This is a genomic window from Pseudomonas sp. NBRC 111124 (assembly GCF_001320245.1).
Lineage (GTDB): Bacteria > Pseudomonadota > Gammaproteobacteria > Pseudomonadales > Pseudomonadaceae > Aquipseudomonas.
This window is the reverse complement of sequence record NZ_BCBA01000002.1, coordinates 38,051-53,353: the sequence shown is the minus strand read 5'-3', so window position 1 is coordinate 53,353 and position 15,303 is coordinate 38,051. Positions and strand designations below refer to the sequence as shown.

Annotated in this window: 26 protein-coding genes; 7 read left to right on the top strand and 19 right to left on the bottom strand. The window is 59.8% G+C overall.

Annotated features, from left to right (window positions below):
* Positions 1-117: 117 nt before the first annotated feature.
* The 4 genes from APH28_RS28545 to APH28_RS01165 all read right to left on the bottom strand — a co-directional run bounded on the left by APH28_RS28545 (position 118) and on the right by APH28_RS01165 (position 3,458).
* Entirely contained in the window at positions 118-366 is a 249-nt protein-coding gene (locus tag APH28_RS28545) for a hypothetical protein (protein WP_060507218.1), read from the bottom strand.
* Positions 367-668: 302 nt separating this feature from the next.
* Positions 669-2,363, bottom strand: a complete 1,695-nt coding sequence (locus APH28_RS01175) for a DNA cytosine methyltransferase (RefSeq protein ID WP_060507217.1) — start codon at positions 2,361-2,363, stop codon at positions 669-671.
* An 11-nt stretch (positions 2,364-2,374) separates the two neighbouring features.
* A complete protein-coding gene (locus APH28_RS01170) occupies positions 2,375-3,139 on the bottom strand; it encodes a hypothetical protein (protein ID WP_060507216.1) in 765 nt (254 codons plus the stop codon).
* A 19-nt stretch (positions 3,140-3,158) separates the two neighbouring features.
* Positions 3,159-3,458 carry a hypothetical protein gene (locus APH28_RS01165; RefSeq protein ID WP_060507215.1) on the bottom strand — a complete coding sequence of 100 codons (300 nt, stop codon included), beginning with the start codon at positions 3,456-3,458 and terminating at the stop codon, positions 3,159-3,161.
* A gap of 133 nt (positions 3,459-3,591) precedes the next feature.
* Here APH28_RS01165 and APH28_RS28970 point away from each other — a divergent pair, with 133 nt between their 5' ends.
* Positions 3,592-4,002 carry a hypothetical protein gene (locus APH28_RS28970; RefSeq protein ID WP_156340852.1) on the top strand — a complete coding sequence of 137 codons (411 nt, stop codon included), beginning with the start codon at positions 3,592-3,594 and terminating at the stop codon, positions 4,000-4,002.
* Positions 4,003-4,027: 25 nt separating this feature from the next.
* Here the strand turns inward: APH28_RS28970 and APH28_RS01160 are convergent, their stop codons facing one another.
* Positions 4,028-4,447 carry a hypothetical protein gene (locus APH28_RS01160; protein WP_156340851.1) on the bottom strand — a complete coding sequence of 140 codons (420 nt, stop codon included), beginning with the start codon at positions 4,445-4,447 and terminating at the stop codon, positions 4,028-4,030.
* Between the two features lie 315 nt (positions 4,448-4,762).
* Between APH28_RS01160 and APH28_RS01155 the strand changes: the two genes are divergently transcribed.
* Positions 4,763-5,200 carry a hypothetical protein gene (locus APH28_RS01155; protein WP_060507213.1) on the top strand — a complete coding sequence of 146 codons (438 nt, stop codon included), beginning with the start codon at positions 4,763-4,765 and terminating at the stop codon, positions 5,198-5,200.
* A gap of 12 nt (positions 5,201-5,212) precedes the next feature.
* Here APH28_RS01155 and APH28_RS01150 read toward each other — a convergent pair whose 3' ends face one another.
* The 14 genes from APH28_RS01150 to APH28_RS01090 form a co-directional block, all read right to left on the bottom strand.
* Complete coding sequence (locus APH28_RS01150; RefSeq protein WP_156340850.1) at positions 5,213-5,791, bottom strand: hypothetical protein; 579 nt, start codon at positions 5,789-5,791, stop codon at positions 5,213-5,215.
* Between the two features lie 41 nt (positions 5,792-5,832).
* On the bottom strand, positions 5,833-6,027 hold the full coding sequence (locus tag APH28_RS01145; RefSeq protein ID WP_060507212.1) for a hypothetical protein: 195 nt from the start codon (positions 6,025-6,027) through the stop codon (positions 5,833-5,835).
* Positions 6,028-6,029: 2 nt separating this feature from the next.
* Positions 6,030-6,518 (bottom strand): single-stranded DNA-binding protein, encoded by a 489-nt coding sequence (gene ssb / locus APH28_RS01140; protein ID WP_060507211.1) that lies wholly within the window; start codon positions 6,516-6,518, stop codon positions 6,030-6,032.
* Positions 6,519-6,532: 14 nt separating this feature from the next.
* Positions 6,533-7,150, bottom strand: coding sequence for a lambda exonuclease family protein (locus APH28_RS01135; RefSeq protein ID WP_060507210.1), 618 nt, complete (start codon positions 7,148-7,150; stop codon positions 6,533-6,535).
* The gene (locus tag APH28_RS01130; protein WP_060507209.1) at positions 7,134-7,910 is read right to left on the bottom strand and encodes an ERF family protein; all 777 of its coding nucleotides are present in this window, start codon (positions 7,908-7,910) and stop codon (positions 7,134-7,136) included. The genes APH28_RS01135 and APH28_RS01130 overlap by 17 nt, the downstream gene beginning before the upstream one ends.
* Before the next feature lie 7 nt (positions 7,911-7,917).
* Positions 7,918-9,039 carry a hypothetical protein gene (locus APH28_RS01125; RefSeq protein ID WP_060507208.1) on the bottom strand — a complete coding sequence of 374 codons (1,122 nt, stop codon included), beginning with the start codon at positions 9,037-9,039 and terminating at the stop codon, positions 7,918-7,920.
* 286 nt (positions 9,040-9,325) lie between these two features.
* On the bottom strand, positions 9,326-9,499 hold the full coding sequence (locus tag APH28_RS28800; protein WP_177334205.1) for a hypothetical protein: 174 nt from the start codon (positions 9,497-9,499) through the stop codon (positions 9,326-9,328).
* Positions 9,496-9,687: a hypothetical protein gene (locus APH28_RS01120; protein WP_060507207.1), complete on the bottom strand. Its 192-nt coding sequence runs from the start codon at positions 9,685-9,687 to the stop codon at positions 9,496-9,498. Before APH28_RS01120 ends, APH28_RS28800 begins: the two co-directional genes overlap by 4 nt.
* The gene (locus APH28_RS01115; protein WP_060507206.1) at positions 9,684-10,103 is read right to left on the bottom strand and encodes a hypothetical protein; all 420 of its coding nucleotides are present in this window, start codon (positions 10,101-10,103) and stop codon (positions 9,684-9,686) included. Before APH28_RS01115 ends, APH28_RS01120 begins: the two co-directional genes overlap by 4 nt.
* 305 nt (positions 10,104-10,408) lie before the next feature.
* Positions 10,409-10,720, bottom strand: a complete 312-nt coding sequence (locus APH28_RS01110; RefSeq protein WP_060507205.1) for a hypothetical protein — start codon at positions 10,718-10,720, stop codon at positions 10,409-10,411.
* 111 nt (positions 10,721-10,831) lie between these two features.
* Complete coding sequence (locus tag APH28_RS01105; RefSeq protein ID WP_060507204.1) at positions 10,832-11,071, bottom strand: hypothetical protein; 240 nt, start codon at positions 11,069-11,071, stop codon at positions 10,832-10,834.
* 472 nt (positions 11,072-11,543) lie between these two features.
* A complete protein-coding gene (locus APH28_RS01100; RefSeq protein ID WP_060507203.1) occupies positions 11,544-11,969 on the bottom strand; it encodes a hypothetical protein in 426 nt (141 codons plus the stop codon).
* A 109-nt stretch (positions 11,970-12,078) separates the two neighbouring features.
* On the bottom strand, positions 12,079-13,080 hold the full coding sequence (locus APH28_RS01095; RefSeq protein WP_060507202.1) for a hypothetical protein: 1,002 nt from the start codon (positions 13,078-13,080) through the stop codon (positions 12,079-12,081).
* Positions 13,081-13,122: 42 nt separating this feature from the next.
* Complete coding sequence (locus tag APH28_RS01090; RefSeq protein WP_060507357.1) at positions 13,123-13,755, bottom strand: S24 family peptidase; 633 nt, start codon at positions 13,753-13,755, stop codon at positions 13,123-13,125.
* A gap of 287 nt (positions 13,756-14,042) precedes the next feature.
* Between APH28_RS01090 and APH28_RS01085 the strand changes: the two genes are divergently transcribed.
* The 5 genes from APH28_RS01085 to APH28_RS01065 all read left to right on the top strand — a co-directional run bounded on the left by APH28_RS01085 (position 14,043) and on the right by APH28_RS01065 (position 15,214).
* A complete protein-coding gene (locus APH28_RS01085) occupies positions 14,043-14,240 on the top strand; it encodes a Cro/CI family transcriptional regulator (RefSeq protein WP_060507201.1) in 198 nt (65 codons plus the stop codon).
* Positions 14,241-14,269: 29 nt separating this feature from the next.
* The gene (locus APH28_RS01080) at positions 14,270-14,479 is read left to right on the top strand and encodes a hypothetical protein (protein WP_014859732.1); all 210 of its coding nucleotides are present in this window, start codon (positions 14,270-14,272) and stop codon (positions 14,477-14,479) included.
* 18 nt (positions 14,480-14,497) lie between these two features.
* Positions 14,498-14,710 (top strand): hypothetical protein, encoded by a 213-nt coding sequence (locus APH28_RS01075; RefSeq protein WP_060507200.1) that lies wholly within the window; start codon positions 14,498-14,500, stop codon positions 14,708-14,710.
* Positions 14,711-14,774: 64 nt separating this feature from the next.
* Positions 14,775-14,981: a hypothetical protein gene (locus APH28_RS01070; RefSeq protein WP_027907143.1), complete on the top strand. Its 207-nt coding sequence runs from the start codon at positions 14,775-14,777 to the stop codon at positions 14,979-14,981.
* A gap of 20 nt (positions 14,982-15,001) precedes the next feature.
* Positions 15,002-15,214, top strand: coding sequence for a hypothetical protein (locus APH28_RS01065; RefSeq protein WP_060507199.1), 213 nt, complete (start codon positions 15,002-15,004; stop codon positions 15,212-15,214).
* Positions 15,215-15,303: the final 89 nt, after the last annotated feature.

The following is a 15,303-nucleotide window of genomic DNA, read 5'->3' as shown; positions in this document are numbered from 1 at the left end:
AGCCTACCGAAATAGAGCTTTCCCCAGCCAATATCATTCTGTTCTGGGCGCATATCGCGGCAGTGAATAGAGGTGAGAGGGGTTACAGTCGGGTGGAGTACATCCGTACTCCTCGGGTCAGGATGGCTTGCTGGTGGGGTCGGGCTGGAGCGCGAGACCCCTGACGGCTTCGCTGTAGATGTACTTGATCTTGTCCCACGGGATGAGGTGGCGCTGGCCATATTCACCCTCGCCATCGCATATCTCGCAGCCTTCTACCGGCTCATCCAGTTCGCGGCATTCCGGGCATTCCTGGGTGACCTCCAGCTTGAACTCACCGAGCAGCAGTGCCTTGGCGCCGTTCTCGGCCGTGAGCCGCTTGGGCATCAAGCAGTATTCGTCAGGGATGGATGGCAACGGCCCGACAAGGACAATCGGCAACCCAGTCTCCGCCGCATCCCTCTCTGCTTCTTCTTGGTCCACCAGATGGCAGTACCAACCATCCAGGCTATTGGCTCGGGGTGGGGCTGCGGGGCTGGCTGCGGCGCATTCTTCAGCAGTGCACTCCAAAGAGACCTTGCAAGGTCCGGGTGCATGCATACGCCATTGAGCATTTCACGCGTCAGCACGCGCGGCACGCTGACCATCTCGGTGTTGCTGGATTGGTTTTCCGTGGGCATGGGGATACCTCAAGCGAGTCGTTCAAATTGTTGTTGGATGCGCCGGCCGATCCAGCGGACGACGAACACGGCCTTGCTGTTGCCGATAGCCTTGTAGCGCGGCCCGTCCGGGCATTCATCGGCGGGCTTGCCGCGATAGGGGATTCGAGTGTGGTCGCCGGGGAAGCCCTGAAGCCATTCGCACTCGCGAGGGGTGAGGCGGCGAACACCAGCCCCCCCCTGGACCATAGGCTGGCCACGCCCGGTGCCGTCTTCGCTTGCATCGAAGCCTTCAGCCTTCAGCGTGTGGGTGATCTCGCCAGTGATACAAACGGCGACCTGACCGCCGGCGTTGGGGTGGCTGGCGCCGTGGCCCATTGCACGTAGCGTCGGGGCAAGGTCTCCGGCGTCGGCACCGTGGTCCTTGCAACTGAAGGCCAGCAGGGCGTTCTCCTGACCGCTGTTCCGGCCCAAGGCAAATGCCTGGTCATTAAGAACGCATGGATCCTGCGTGCCGTGCACCACGAGCATGCCGTTCTCGGCGTCCTGCTGGGTAGCGCTGCCGGCCGCTTTGCCGTTGGCCTGTAGCGTTCCCGCAACCAGATTGGTTGGCATGCAGTCCTTTCCGGCCGGGATCCCACCATTCTTCGCGTAGCTCGCAGTGAGCGCGCTGGCGATCTGCAGGCCGCCATCAAGGTCGAAGTCTGTGCCAAGACCGCCCCCTGCGCTGGTCCGAGAGCTCAAGGTGCCGGTCACGTACGCGTCGGAGTCGAGCCGGTGACTGGCATTTGGCTGTGCCCGGAGCGACGGGGAAATGCAAAAGGTCTCGCTCTCGATGTCCAGGCGCGTGTCCTTCGCAGTTAGCGTTGCAGCCTGGCTGACATCACCTTGAAGGCCGTGGCCGCCATAAGCTGGCACGCCGGCCAACACTTCGACCGCTGGCCCTTCCTCGCCCTCGCAGTTGGGGCAGCCGTAATGGCCTAGGCCTGGACCGAAGACGTATCCGCATCCGCACTGGAGCGCAGGGCCGAATGGAGCTCTTCCGGCAAGGTCTTGCCCCTCGCCTCGGCGCGGCGGAGTATCCCGGCGCACGCCTTCGCGCTCAAAAAGTACTTCGAGGGGATCGAATCCTGCTCGAGCACTTGCGACAACGAACACACGGCGGCGACGTTGGGCCAGGCCGAAATATTGGGCATCCAGAACCCGCCATGCGACTGTTCTCGTGGGTCCATACACACAACCAGCGTTCTTCCATTTGCCCCCTGGCGGTTGGAGTTCTTCGGATTCGCCCACCAGGGCGCCGAGGAAGCAGCCAAACGCATTGCCTTTGTCGGAGAGGACTCCGGGGACGTTTTCCCAAGTGCAGACGGCCTCTGGCTCGCCGCGCATGATTCGAACATGGTCAATTGCATCGAGGAGCTCCACGTATTTGATGGTTAGGGCGCCGCGCGGGTCGGCCAGGCCTTCGCGCATGCCGGCCACGCTGAAGGCCTGGCAGGGTGTTCCTCCAACCAGTACATCGGGCGCTTGGATCTTGCCGGACAGCACCATGGCTGCCAGGCGGGTCATGTCGCCGTGGTTCGGCGTCTCGGGGTAGTGGTAGGCCAGCACGGCGCATGGGAACGGCTCGATCTCGGCGTACCAGTCGGCACTCCAGCCCAGCGGATGCCAGGCCTCGGTCGCAGCTTCAATGCCGCTGCAGACGCTTCCGTAGGTAATGGGCATAGGATCTCCGGTCAGGCGCGGGCGATGATGTCGGCCTCGGCCAGCTCGCAGAAGAAGGAGCAGGCGGGCAGTTTCTCGTTTCGCCGAACTGGGCCATCGCCGAGGTCACGAAGGGAGAAACGAACGTTGGTGGTGCGGTTGCGGAACAGGTAGGACCCTTCGCCCAAGTCGTCCTGAATTGCGCACAGCGCCTCAAATTGCTCAGGGAAGTCCTGGCGGATCGCCCGGAAGTAACCTTCGCCGCCCTTGACGCAGCCGATGCAGTTGGCGTTGTCGTAGCCCATCCGATACATCAGGGGCAGCTCGATACCGGCGCGCAGCAGGATGGCCTTGCAGTCGTCCTTACCCAGGCCGCTGTCTATCAGCGGGGCGACCACTGGGCGATCTGGATTTCGCTCTCTGAAATCCTCCAGCCGATCGGCCTCCTCGGCGGTGTAGCCGAACACCATCACGTCGCCAGGCTTCTTCCAAGTGTCGAGCAAACGCCTCTTGAGGATCTTCGTGCAGGGAGCACCGGTACGGCCTTTCATGTAGCGCTCGCGGCGGAACACCTCGTGGGCGTCGGCGCCGTACTTCTCATCTCTCAAAACGGTGATCGGCTGTCCGAACCAGGCTTCGCAGTCCCGGGCGAACCGGCGGTTGTCGGCTTCCTCGTTGGCAAGGAAAGCGTTGATGATCTGCACGTCGTGCGTGCTGCCGTAATCGGCCAGTGCCAGCTTAGTGGCCACCGCCGAAGCGGCGCCACAACTGAACTGGCAGACGATGCGATTGGGCATGGTGCCTGCTCCAAGCAGATCAGTAAGATGCAACGTATGCGGAGGACCTATTGGGCCAATTTGCTTCTAGCGCTTTGTGTATCCGTCTCACCCAGCGTTCGTCTCGCGAGGCTTCGATACCCATCCATCCTCCTTCGGCTGCCCAGGTTTCGAATCGGCAGTGCAGGTCTTCGATTCCTTGACCCCCGATCTGGTCGGTCGAAAGGAAGGCGAACCCGTCCTTGCTTATGCGGAGCTGTGCATTGCAGGTGTCATCCTGCGAGGCGATGAGCTCCTTCACTGAATCAATGGTGAAATTGTTTTTAAGATCAATACGCATAGGTACTCCAGGCGCCGCCCTCGCCGGGGAGGCGTTAATCGTTTGAGAGGGGAAGGCGCTGGCGGGCAGCGCCGTGTACGGTGATCTGTGCCACACTTAAGCGAGACGTCTAAGTCGTGCTTTGGGAGGCGCGGTGTTCATCAACGAGCTGAAATGGCGACCGCTAAGCCAGGCAGAGCGACAGAAACTCGACTTACTGCTCGAGGAGGCACGTCAGTCAAGAAAGAGGAGTAGCGAGGTGCGGTGGTGGGCTTACCGAGCCCGTATCATTGAGCTCCTGCTCGACAACCCGGCAGAGCGTGGAGAAGACACTGATGTCTCCAACCTGGTGGTTTTCCTAGCCAAAAGCCTCTCGACCGCCGATGTTAAAGATTTCGGCCCTGAAGAACGCATTGCAGGCAGACGGAAGATGGACGCATGTCGCGGGCTGCCCGGCGTCGCAGTCGAAGCGTTTGTTTTGTTCCAAAGCAATGTCGCTACCTCGCCTCGATATAGCCCGTTTGATGGCAGGTGTCTTGCCCCCGATCGAAGACGTCCTGTCTGAGGCGATCACGCGCACCGCCGTAGGGTCATGCAGCTTTCGCGTCTTCGAACTTGACGATCAACCGAGAGGTATCCGGCTGGCCCTCAGCCTTCACTTCGAAGCAGGCGAGCGAGTAGGAGCCAATGCCAGTGATTAAGCCCTGCTTGATGCTGTCGCCGATGGCGAACGGCGGCTGGGGGTTGTGCTCTTCGAACCAGGTCTTCACTGCCTCGCGCTCTGCCTCGTCCACCAGGTGGCCAAGTTCGTCGAGGGTGTCGATGTCGTCGCGCTGCATATCCCAGTCGGCCCACTTCGCCAGCTCTATGCAGAGATCGAAGCCATCCATGTGGCGGCTGTAGTGCTGCGCGAGGGGCTCGGCGTCGGCCTCAAGCTTCTCGGCGATGGGCTTGCAGCATTCAAGGATCATTTTCCTGGTGGCAGTTGGACGCGGTGGAAAGTGGTTCATGGCTTTCTCCATGCATGCGCCGCCCTCCGTGGCCGGATGCGGCAGATTGAAGAAGAGATAGGAATTGCTACTATCTGAGGGCCTGATTATTGGGGACATGGCAATGCTTCCGAGCGATCACTATTCGATGCTCCTCGTCATCGCGGCCGTGCTTGTGGTCGATGTCGTTGCGTTGGCTTTCTACCTGAGGCATAAGCCGTGAGGAGCAGCCATGGGCTGGCCATTACCCTGCAATGGGCATGGTGGCAATAAGGTTCGGGATGGAGTATTTACTTCTGGCCCAGCCGAGCGAGACAGTTAAATGAGAGATTTCAAATGGACTTTCATCAAGACCCCGGCGATTTCAGCGTCTACCTTGGCCAGACTGCCAGAGATATAACTCATGCGAGAACTAACTTCCTTGACAGGTTGGATCATTGGAAGCGTCTCGCGGACCACAAATACGGCCAATTGCTGTCCATTGACCAGCTGCCTGAGCAACGCGGCTTCGCGGGGTCGGTGCTGGGTAAGCCTTTCTCGTTACTTATCAGTCCTCTAGTAGTTCAAGGTAGGGGACGAATTGAGGTTGTGGTTACGATCCCAAGTCTTGCAGGGAAAGAAACGGAAATATCACGTTTTAACGTGGATCGAAACGGCGATTTGGCAGACGAATACGAGATCACTGGCGGCGATTTCGATGGCCAGATGGGCCTAAAAATTCTCATGGGCGTTGTGAAAGAAGTGCTAGAGCACCCAGTCCCAGCTGGCCATTAGTTTCGTTCTGTATCACTCCAGCAGTTGCTCATAAGGAAGAGCGAGATCGGCTGGTATCACAATGTAGCCACTGGCTTTATCTAAAGGCTGGATGATTTCGTCACCCGGATCCTGCTGAATCATCAGCATGCTCTTCCTGTCGAAGGCCAGGGCCAGGCGCGGTGAGATGCTGATCTCGTGACGCGGCGGGGTGAGAAACTTCGCCGCGTGCAGCTGGCCCAGGGCATGGATGCCGTGAATCAGCGCTTCGATCATCTGGCTGCATGTAGCGTCGGCCCAGCCGCAGATCGCCCGCAGGTGCTGACCCGTTCGCTTCCTGGCTGATAGCCGCAGCGGTTCGTTCCGCGCCACGTTTCGATGAGCATCGATTTCGTGGCGCGCGATCCTGAACAGCGCGTGATGCCCAAGCGCTTCGATGTGATGAATCATCAGCGTCATCGCCTCGCCCTGTTCCTCGATCCCGGCCCACTCCATCAGTTGAACCAGGGCCTGTTTAGTCCCTGGTCGAACCTTCAAGCGCAGGTCTTCTTCCTGCAGGCGCTCGGCCTTGGCGCGGCGTTTCTCGTCGCGGGCCTGCTGAGACATCGCCATACGGCACCTCCTTCAATCCGCTGGGCGGTAGGTTGAAATGCTCACGCCGCCTTGTTCTTTGCAGCGCGCTTCGGATTTTTCTGCTCAATCTCAAGGTCCATGTCGTTCCAGCCGGCCAAGAACCAGGCCCCGTGAAACGTGTGATAGGCGAATGGGTTGGCCATCTTTCCGCCACCGTTGCGGCGGCATTCCCGGCCAAGGTAGTAGACGCTGGGATGCTCGCCGCAGTCGCTCATGGCTATGCACCCATCAGGAGGTGGAGCGGGGCGAACGGGATGTCGTCGTCGAAGCTTTCGTAGTCCGGGCCATTGCCGCCCTGCTGGTTCTGCTGCTGGGCGGCCTGCCGCTGCTGGGATCGCTGTTGCTGGCGTGGCTGCTCAGACTGCTGGTTGTTCTGTGATTGCTGCGGCGGGCTTCCGGCGAACTTGATGATGATCACCCGGCCGGTGAGCTTCACCCCCTGCGTCTGGTCGGACTTGGTGAAAACCTCGACGTGCGCGTCGTCGATGGTGAAGTGAACCTGTTGGCCTTTGACCAAGTACTGGGCCATGGCCTCGGCCTGCTTGCCCCACAGCGTCGCGTCTACCCACTGGGTAGGTCGCTTGCCATCATTGCCCTTGCGGCCATATTCACAGGCGATCGCCAGATTGCAGACTGGGTCGCCGCTTGGGGTGTAGCGCAGTTCAGCGTCGCGGCCAATGCGGCCGATATCGGTAAGAGTAGGCATCGTGATTCCTTGGGTTATGCGGCCGCACCGAGCACCTTGTTCATGCGCTCGTCGAGGATTTCGTAGAAGGTTTTCACCCGTTCGGTGAGTTTTCGGATCATCACTTCGTCTCGGTACACGCGCTTGACGAAGAGGGGCATGCCAGGCCAATAGCTGATGAAGTCCAGCCACTCGCGCTCGGATACCCACAGGCCGCCCTGGCACTGGGCGACGTGCTCCTTGGGCACTTCACCGTTCAGGATGACGCTGACCTGAAACTTTGGGAGCTTGGTCTTGATCTCGGTCAGGCCCTGGTCGCCCACCAGCGCGTCAGGCGAATAACCGATGCCGTGATTGAGGATGATCCCCACTGAACGGGTTTTTATGCTTTCGCGGTCCTCGTACAGGCCACGGGCGACGCCCTCTAGTTCGTGGCCGCGAATCGTGGCCTTGGTCTGGAATGGGATCTCGGCAGCTTCCTCGGTGATGCGCTCGCCGATCAGCTGGTCCATGTAGGTGAATGCGGCCACTCCGAAGCCAGCTTCACCCTTGCCGGCGACCAGCAGGCAGTCAAGTTCGGAGCAGGTGATGATGCCTAGGCGAAGGGCGAGCCATTCCGGCGCGCCCTGTTCTACATCAGTGATGATCTGCATCTTGGGCCTCCTGAGGCGCAGACTCGTGCTGCTTGACGGATTTGCTGAGCATGCCCAGCACCTGGTCGAACGCGGCTTTCTCTACCGCCGACGGCGTGCCGTGAATGTTGGCGAATGCCTTCTTGGCCTTTTCGCTGCATCGCTCCAGCAGCATGGCCAGCTGGGCGGCCTGTACTGAGGTGACCCGCGGCGTCACTACGGCGCCGTTGCCGTCGTCGTCCTCGCCTGTGGTGGTGAAGTTGAGCAGGGCGCCGGCGGTGTAGCGTTTGCCATAGCTCACGCTCGAGGCGACAGCCTGGACGCCGTTTTTGCTGCCGCTGGTGTCTGCCGGTAGGAGCAGAGAAGTGGTCTCGCGATGCCCCGCCCGATGGCTCAGGACGCCTTCAACCTCGATGCCGCGTTCGTTGCGCGGCGTGCGGAAGGAGAGGGCGAAGCCGTGACGGGCCAGAACCGGCTTGATCATCTCGTTGATGTCTTCCCAGAGTGCGTAGGTGCTCTGGATGCGGCCGTTCTTGTCCTTGATGCCGCCTCGTTCGCCGATAACAGGCAGCTCTTCCTGCATCGCGGCCAGCGCCTCGTCGTACTGCTGCTTGGCCTGCAGCGCCTGGATGTTCTGGTGCATCACCATCAGGCGCTCCATCTTGTCGATGTCAGCGGTTGGGGACATGGCCACCTTCTGAATGATCTGCAGGATGGTTAGCGACTCGGCAGCGATGGCCGGTGGCTGGGATTGGGTATCGACCCTGGCTACTTGGCTCATGGTGACCTCAGTACTGGATGGTGATGTTTGGGATCTTGCGCTCGGCGATCAGGGTGATTGCCTGCTTGGCGCATTCCTCGGTCATGCCGCCGGCGACGAAGGCGTCCAGGGCGGCGCGGTTGATGCTGCGGCGGTGTGCGACGTCGCGCTCTCGAGCTTCCTGCTGGCGCACAATCTCGGCGGCAGCTGCATCGGCCCGTCGGCGTTCTTCCTGGCGCGCCTGCTCGGCGGCTTCTTCAGCTCGGCGGGCGGCGGTCTGGCGCTCTTGTTCGGCACGCTGCTCGGCGGCAACGCGGTCGGACTCGGCCTGAATCCGGGCGCGCTCGGCTTGCTCGGCCTCCAGTTTGAGCTGTAGTCGCTGATTCTCGGCTTCGCGCTCTTGCGCAGCGGCCTGGTCAAGCAGTTCCTGCTCACGGCGGGCTGCCGCATCGCGTTCTGCTTGCTGCTGGGCCACGCGCTGACGCTCAGCCTCGACAGCGGCCTCCTGGGCTGCCCGAATGCGGTCCTGCTCGGCGCGCTCTTCTGCTTCGCGGCGCAGGCGGGCCAGCTCGGCCTGCTCAGCTTCGAACTGCTCGCGCTTCTGAAGTGCTGACCGCAGGGTGGAAAGCACCTTGTCCTTAGTGTTGGCCGCTTCCGCCTCGAATTCCTCCCAGTGGGCGCCAAGCTGCATGCCTTCGGCTTCGGCTATCAGGCCTTTGAGCTGCAGGGAGTTCAGGTCACCTAGGTCGTCGGCCAGTGTTTTCAGCCAGTTCAGACGGTCGTTGTGGCGATCAATCCGCGCGTCCTCGGCGGCCTCCCATTCGGTGAGTGGCCGGCGCGTCTCGTCCCGCAGCGTGTCCATCTGGATCACAAACTCGCGCAGCTCGGTTTCGACCACCTTCGGCATTTCCTTGAGCCGGCGCAGATAGTCGCGACCCGGCTTCTCGACAGCGGTCTTCGACTTGCTGACCTTGGCGGCCAGGCTGGCGATACGCTCGCGGCCCTTGCGGGTGGTCAGATCGGGCACTTCGCCGTCGATCTCGCCCTTCACCAGGTCGATGAATTGCTGCAGGCCGCCGGCCACGTAGATGGCCGGGGCGTTCGCCTCGCTGATCTCTTCGATCGCGATCAGTTTCGGTTCTGCGGACATTGGAAAACCTCGCGCCAGGCCGGCGCCGTCAGTTGAAAGGGGAAATGCCAGGTCACCCAGGCACGGAGGTACGCTCCAGGCCCTGGCTGCGGTGGATGGTTGCGCGCTCTCGCCGCTTACGCTCCCGAAGGGGTACGGTTATCCCGAAGGGCCGCCGTGCTCGGCTACGTGATTCAGGAAGTGATGCTGCCGGCCAGTGCGCTGGCGAGCATGAAGAAGGTGCAGGCGAAGAGCATGGAGAAGGAGCCGCGCCAGATGACCATGCGGCGGGCACGCTGGTAGCTGGTCATGGCCGAGGCCTGGCTGTGATTGGTCGGCGCTTCAGCCAGTCAGCCTTGATCGGGTAGGGCAGGTCTGCGACACGCATCCCAACCGGGAACTGGACGGTACCGCGCACCTGAGCGGCCTTCGCCTCTTCGACCTGCTCGTCGATAAGCGATTTATAGATTGGCGTGGTCATGCAACCTCCTTGCGCCCATCAACGATCTTGTTGAGGCGCGCGCAGTAGTGGTTGAACTCTTCGATGGTGATGCGCTGGTCGGCCATCATTTCGGTGAGCTGCTTCTGGATCATCACGGACCAGCTAACCGGGGTGGATGGGTCGGCCAGGGCATCCAGTTCGTTGTCGAGCAGGACGTGCGGGCTCATCGCTCGTTGGCCTGATCGGAGTCGTGCTGAACGCCTTCCTCGGCATAGCCTTCAAGCATCGACTCGGCGATCTCGAAGAGTTTGCCGCCGACGTGGTCGCTTGGGCCAAGGATGTCAGGGATCATGCTCTTCACCGGGCCACCGGCCTGCGCCTGGAGCAGGAGAAGAGCCAGGGCGTTCAGGTCGTCCTTCTCAGCCTCTTGTAAGGCACGAAGGTGTTCGGCGAGCTCGGCCACGAACTGCTCTTGGCGGACGCCAACCGGTCCGCCAAAGCGCTGCGGGATCAGAACGTCGCAGCCGCCAACCAGCTCCTCGGCCTTACTCTCGATCCAGTTCTGCGCCGCTTCCTGATGCGCTGAGTCGTCTTCCGGCTCAGCATGGTCATACCGCCATTGTGCTGCTCGAAGTGCGCCCATGGCGTCCTCCAGATTGGTTGAGCGGCCGCATTGGCCAGGAGTCAGGCGCGGGTGACCAAACCCACCGTGAAGGGTGGCCTGGCGCCTGCCAATGCGGTCGTATGTGAAGGGAAGGGGATGCGGGATGCATCGGTGGCCACTCTCCGGGGCAAACCGGGTGTCGGGACGCCTCACCATGCGGAGAGACGCTACCCACGCTCACAATTCGCGGCGATCAACTCGCGTTCAGAGTGGCCACCAATGCAGCCTGCGATGGGGAGCAGGGCATCGGGCAGTTAACGTCAGGCTGACGTGGCGCTGGTTGTTCAGATGATCGCGGTCAGGGTCTTTGAGCCATCGGCGTTCACGGTGGTGAGGTGCATCACCGGAGCGCTGTGCGAGCGGTGACCCTGGCGAATGATTTGATTTGCCTTGTCGAAGCGCTCGTTGAACTTGCCTTCACCGTCAGGCAGGTGAGTTGTGCAGGTCAGAGACGAGCAATCCTCGCCGTTCGGGCCTTCCCCGTCGTGAGCGATGTCGAAGCTGGCCTGCATTGCGATGCCCTTGTCCTTGCAGATGGCAATGATCTGCTGCATCAGCGGGCTGATCTGCTTGTCGTAGATCTCTTCTTTGTTCACGGTTCTGCTCCCTGTTTGATTTCCCGCCTGGCCCTGTCACCAAGGCCAGCCAGTGAAATCGCAGGCACAAAAAAGCCCGAGCAAATCGGGCTGTGTTGAAGCTGCTGAGGCTTATCGCCTGCTGCTGGGGATATCCGCGTAGCTGACGAAGAGGTACTTCCCGCTCCCCATGGCGAAGTAGAGCCAGCCGGCTTTGATCTCTGGATCATCTTCTGAGGTGCGGGCCTCGTTCCAGCAAAAGCCTGGAACGACCTCAACGCCGCGATGCTCTTCGACAATCCTCTGGATACTCAACTGGCCAAACTCGCCCGCCTTGGCGATCAGGCGCTCCATGAATTCGCTGGCTTTCACGTTTACCTCCTACCTGTTTTCGATGTGAGCAGTATTGCATGTTCGATTCCCAATGCCGCCTCATCGAAGCGGCATCAGTGAATCATTCTGTGTTTCTCCGCACCCGCTTACCAGGTCATTCACTCAGTTCGGTCAACACCTCGTCCGCCGTCGCAGTGGGCTGCGCGTGGGCAGGCTTTCGGGCCTGTCGGATCGCCGGTCGCCGGTAGAGGCAAGTGCGGTTTTGTTCATCGGTTTACTGACCTCCCACCGATGGAGCCGGGAGTGACCTAACCGGCTGGGCCGGGTAGTCGGGCATGGCGCTGGCTGTTAAAGAGCGGCGGCCTGTGTGGGGGGGCCTCGGCAGTCCCTGGTGAGTGACTGCGTAAAGTAAAAGTAGCACTGCTGTTATTGTTGAGTCAACAGCAGTGCTAATAATTTTCTTGCGCCCACAAAAAAGCCCGCGCTAGGCGGGCCATTAGAATTCTTGGGGCTACATCGAGTCGACTTGGGCCTTCAGCTGATTCGCAGAAAGCTCATACTGGCGCTCATAGGACTCGCGGTCGTCGTCAATGATATGGTCGAGGTACGTGAGCCACGACACGTACATGGTAGCCAGCTCCGTCTTCAGGGATGGAAGCAGATCAACCTCAGCCTTGTACAAAACCTTTCCCTTGTCTTTGGCATCTTCTACGCAGGTCCTGACCACCTCCAGGCGGCGATGGAATGCTTCCGACCAGCGCTTGCTGCCTTCCCCAAATTTTTTTGCAGCGGCCCAGACCTTTGTTTCTTCGTGCATGGCGTCAAGGCTACAAATGGCAGGCAGGCCAGTCATCTTTTCGATGTAGGTAGGTTCCGCGAGAGCCACGCCTGACCAAAGGGTCGCGAGAAGCAGGGAAGCTGAGAGAAATGTACGCATCTGTGCTCATCCTGAGAAATAGCCATCCTACCACTCTGGCTATCCGCCATCACGCAGGCATGAAAAAGCCCGCAGAAGCGGGCCATTCGGGTAAAGAAGAGTGGATTCTTTAATCCGGTGGATTTCGCCGCTCCACGCCAACCACAATCGCCTGCTTTATTGCGCCATCGAGTATCTTGGCATTGATGCTCAAAAACACTGTGGTTCGTTCCCACTCGGCGTATTGCAGCACTTCCTTTTTCTCCTCGTTCAGCGAGGTATCTTCAACTATTGCTTCAAATTCTTCGGTGGATCGATGCTTTCTGATCTTGACCTTGAACTCGTCGGGATTTGAGGAATCCACCCGCACGATCCTATAAAAGCCATCTAGCCGCTTTTCAGCTGCCTTCCTGCGAGCGTTGGTCACAAGCTCCTGGGCGATATCGCCAGATACTGTGATTCCGCTTACAGTGGCTTCATCTGCGGTCGAGAACCCTTTTAGCATCTCTGTGCGAGCATCATAAACCTGGCGGCTGACGATCTCGAGGCGAGGCTGGGCAACCAGTAGCCGGTTAAGCACCTCAAGCCTGGCTGTCTCCTGCTTCGAGAGAGCCTCAATCGTAGAAAGCGAGTCTCGCTGCTCCTCAGTCTTGGCTTCTGCCGCCCTGACGTCCTTGCGATAGTTGAGGTACGCGGCATACGAGGTCTTGCCTGCCCATAGCACGCCAAGACCTAGTATCGTCACGACCATCATTTCTGGCGGCATCGTCTCTCCGGCCTTCTCGGCGAATTTGATCAAGACCTCTTGAAAGTCGACCTCGAAAATCGATGAACCTTCCTCGACTTTGACCTCGATTTCAAGCTCGTCCCTTTCTTCCTTGGATAGGCGACGAGTGTCGTCCGTATCGTACTGCGCGATGGCATATGACTTGTATATGACATTTTGCAGCTCAATGAAGGACTTCATCACGCTTGGCGTGATGCTGGATTCAAATTTGTCACCGACCAAGCGGACCTTGAGCTTAGGCCAGCCCTCGAGCTCTACGCCACCCTTGAAGCGAGCGCCATCAAGAAACTCTTGAATTACCTTGAATGCGTCATCTTCATTCCGGATTTTTATTGCGTCTGCCACAGAATATCCCTATAGGGCTGGTTCATGATGCTTCTTGAGCGACTAAAGATCCCCACCACGCCAGATCACCTGGCCGATGATCCGGTGCTCGTTGTCCTCGCTCCGGAAGAAAAACCGATCTGGATGCTGATCCTTGTCGTCGTTGTCGCTGCGCAAGATCCATTTACCGAATGGACCTTGAACCAGGCGCTTCACGATCGCGCCATCTGCGCCGGCCAGCACAAACACTTGCCGATCAACAGGGTCTATCCGAGAACGGTCGACCAGCAGGACGTCCCGATCATTGATCGTTGGCCACATGCTTTGTCCCTCGGCGTAGATCACTATCAGCTGATCAGCTTTGGCGCCCTTGACCTTCAGCCAGTCCCGCTTGAACGCGAGAGTTGAGCGAATCTCGACATGCGGGTTCTCGCTACCCAGGCCAGCTGCTGCCTTCGCGTCGTATTGAGGGACGAATGCATAGCGATCATCTTCCGACTTAGGAACGTCGGCGGAGACGGGCAGAGGGGAGTTGGCCGCCTGGGTATCGTGATCAAAGTGTTGCGCTGAAGACGCGCGCCTGATGCCTGCGGCCAGGGTGGGACTCACCTCGGCAGGCTCAAAGTCGAGAGCCTCCGACAGCTTGACCAGGGCCTCAAGATTGAGCGCGACCTTGCCCGTCATGTACTGGCTCACCGTGCTCTGAGGAGACTTCCACTCGCATCTCTCACCGACCTCGGTCTGAGTGAGTGGAGGCTTGGACGGATCTTCCCTAGATTCCTTGGCGCGCTTTTTGTAGATGTCGTGCAGCCGCTTCGCATCCGCGAGCTGCTCGGCAGACAGAGGGGTTCTGATCGGTTTCTTCATGCGCGTGATTTAGTAGCACCGCTGCTTCTTTCGCAAACAGCACTGCTACTCTTTGTCCTTGAATATTGTAAAACAGCAGTGCTAATATCCGATCAACCCCCTATGAGGCAGACCAGATGAACACTGTTTCCCTTGAGGAATACCTGGCCAGGCATGGAACCCAGAGCGACCTCGCCAAGGCTCTGGGGATTCAGCAAAGCGCCGTCTCCCAAATGTTCCGAGCAAAACGGGACATCCGAATCACCCTGCACGACGACGGACACATCGAGGCGAACGAGATACGCCCGATCCCAGCTCGTAAGTCGGCTGCGTAACCACTTTTCAATCACAAGGAAATCCCTGAATGCACCTGGACCCCGCCAACAAACGCAGCGAAGTGATCAAGTCGCGCTGGAAACCTGAAGAGGTTCGCAAGCTGCGCATGGAGGCCCGTATGGCCGGCATGCAGCTGGCTACCTACGTGCACGAACTGGCCAATCTCGGACGCCGACTGGGCGCCGCTGATCTGCTCCGCGAAATGAACGGTGCCGGTGAGCAGGATAAGACGGCCTGAAGCCCCTATGGAGGGCCTATGCCTGAAACCACCTTCGAATTGCTGCCAATCGAGGTTAAGGCTGAGGTTCGACAGCTGGCTGCCGACCTCGGCTGGAGCCTGGAGAGATCGACCGACGAGTACCTGGAGATGAGTCGATCGCTAGCCATCCAGGAGCAATTGAGACAGATGCGACACAAGGCCCCCGTGTTGGGGCTGGTAGTACACAAAAAGGGCCTCGATGGGACCTAAAAGCGGGCAATGAAGGCCCTGTTATCCAAACCGATGGACCACGTAGCAACCAGGGGTACACCTGATGGCCTATGACGACAAAGCTCACCGCCACGACCACCAGGTCAAGGTCCGCTTGGATGACGAGGACTTCAACGAGCTGAAGGGTTACGCCCTGGAGCTCAAGGCGCAACACAGCGTGCTTGCCCGGGAAATCATCCTGGCCGCGCTGGCGTTCAAGAAAGAGCACGGCCACCTGCCGCTGATCAACGAGAAGAAGGCCAGGGCCTGAATAGGGTCATGGGAGGACGAATGTCGCCTGCAAACGAAGCAGTACAGCAGCACGACGTAGAGATCGCCCGGTTCCGCCGGAATGACTTTGCGGATCTGGAGGCCTGGGCGGAGGAGGTCGGTGTGAGCACCGATGAGCTTGCCGCGCAGATCCTGAAGAAGGCCGCGCATTTCCTCGGTCAGCGGGGAAAGCCCAAGAGCAGCAACGTGGTGCCGTTCGCGGCGCCGAGGTAACCGTCAGATCCCTAATTAGGGACCGGCGGCACAGGTCCCTCATCAGGGACCACAAATCGCAGAGACAAAAAAGCCGGGTTCGCGGCCCG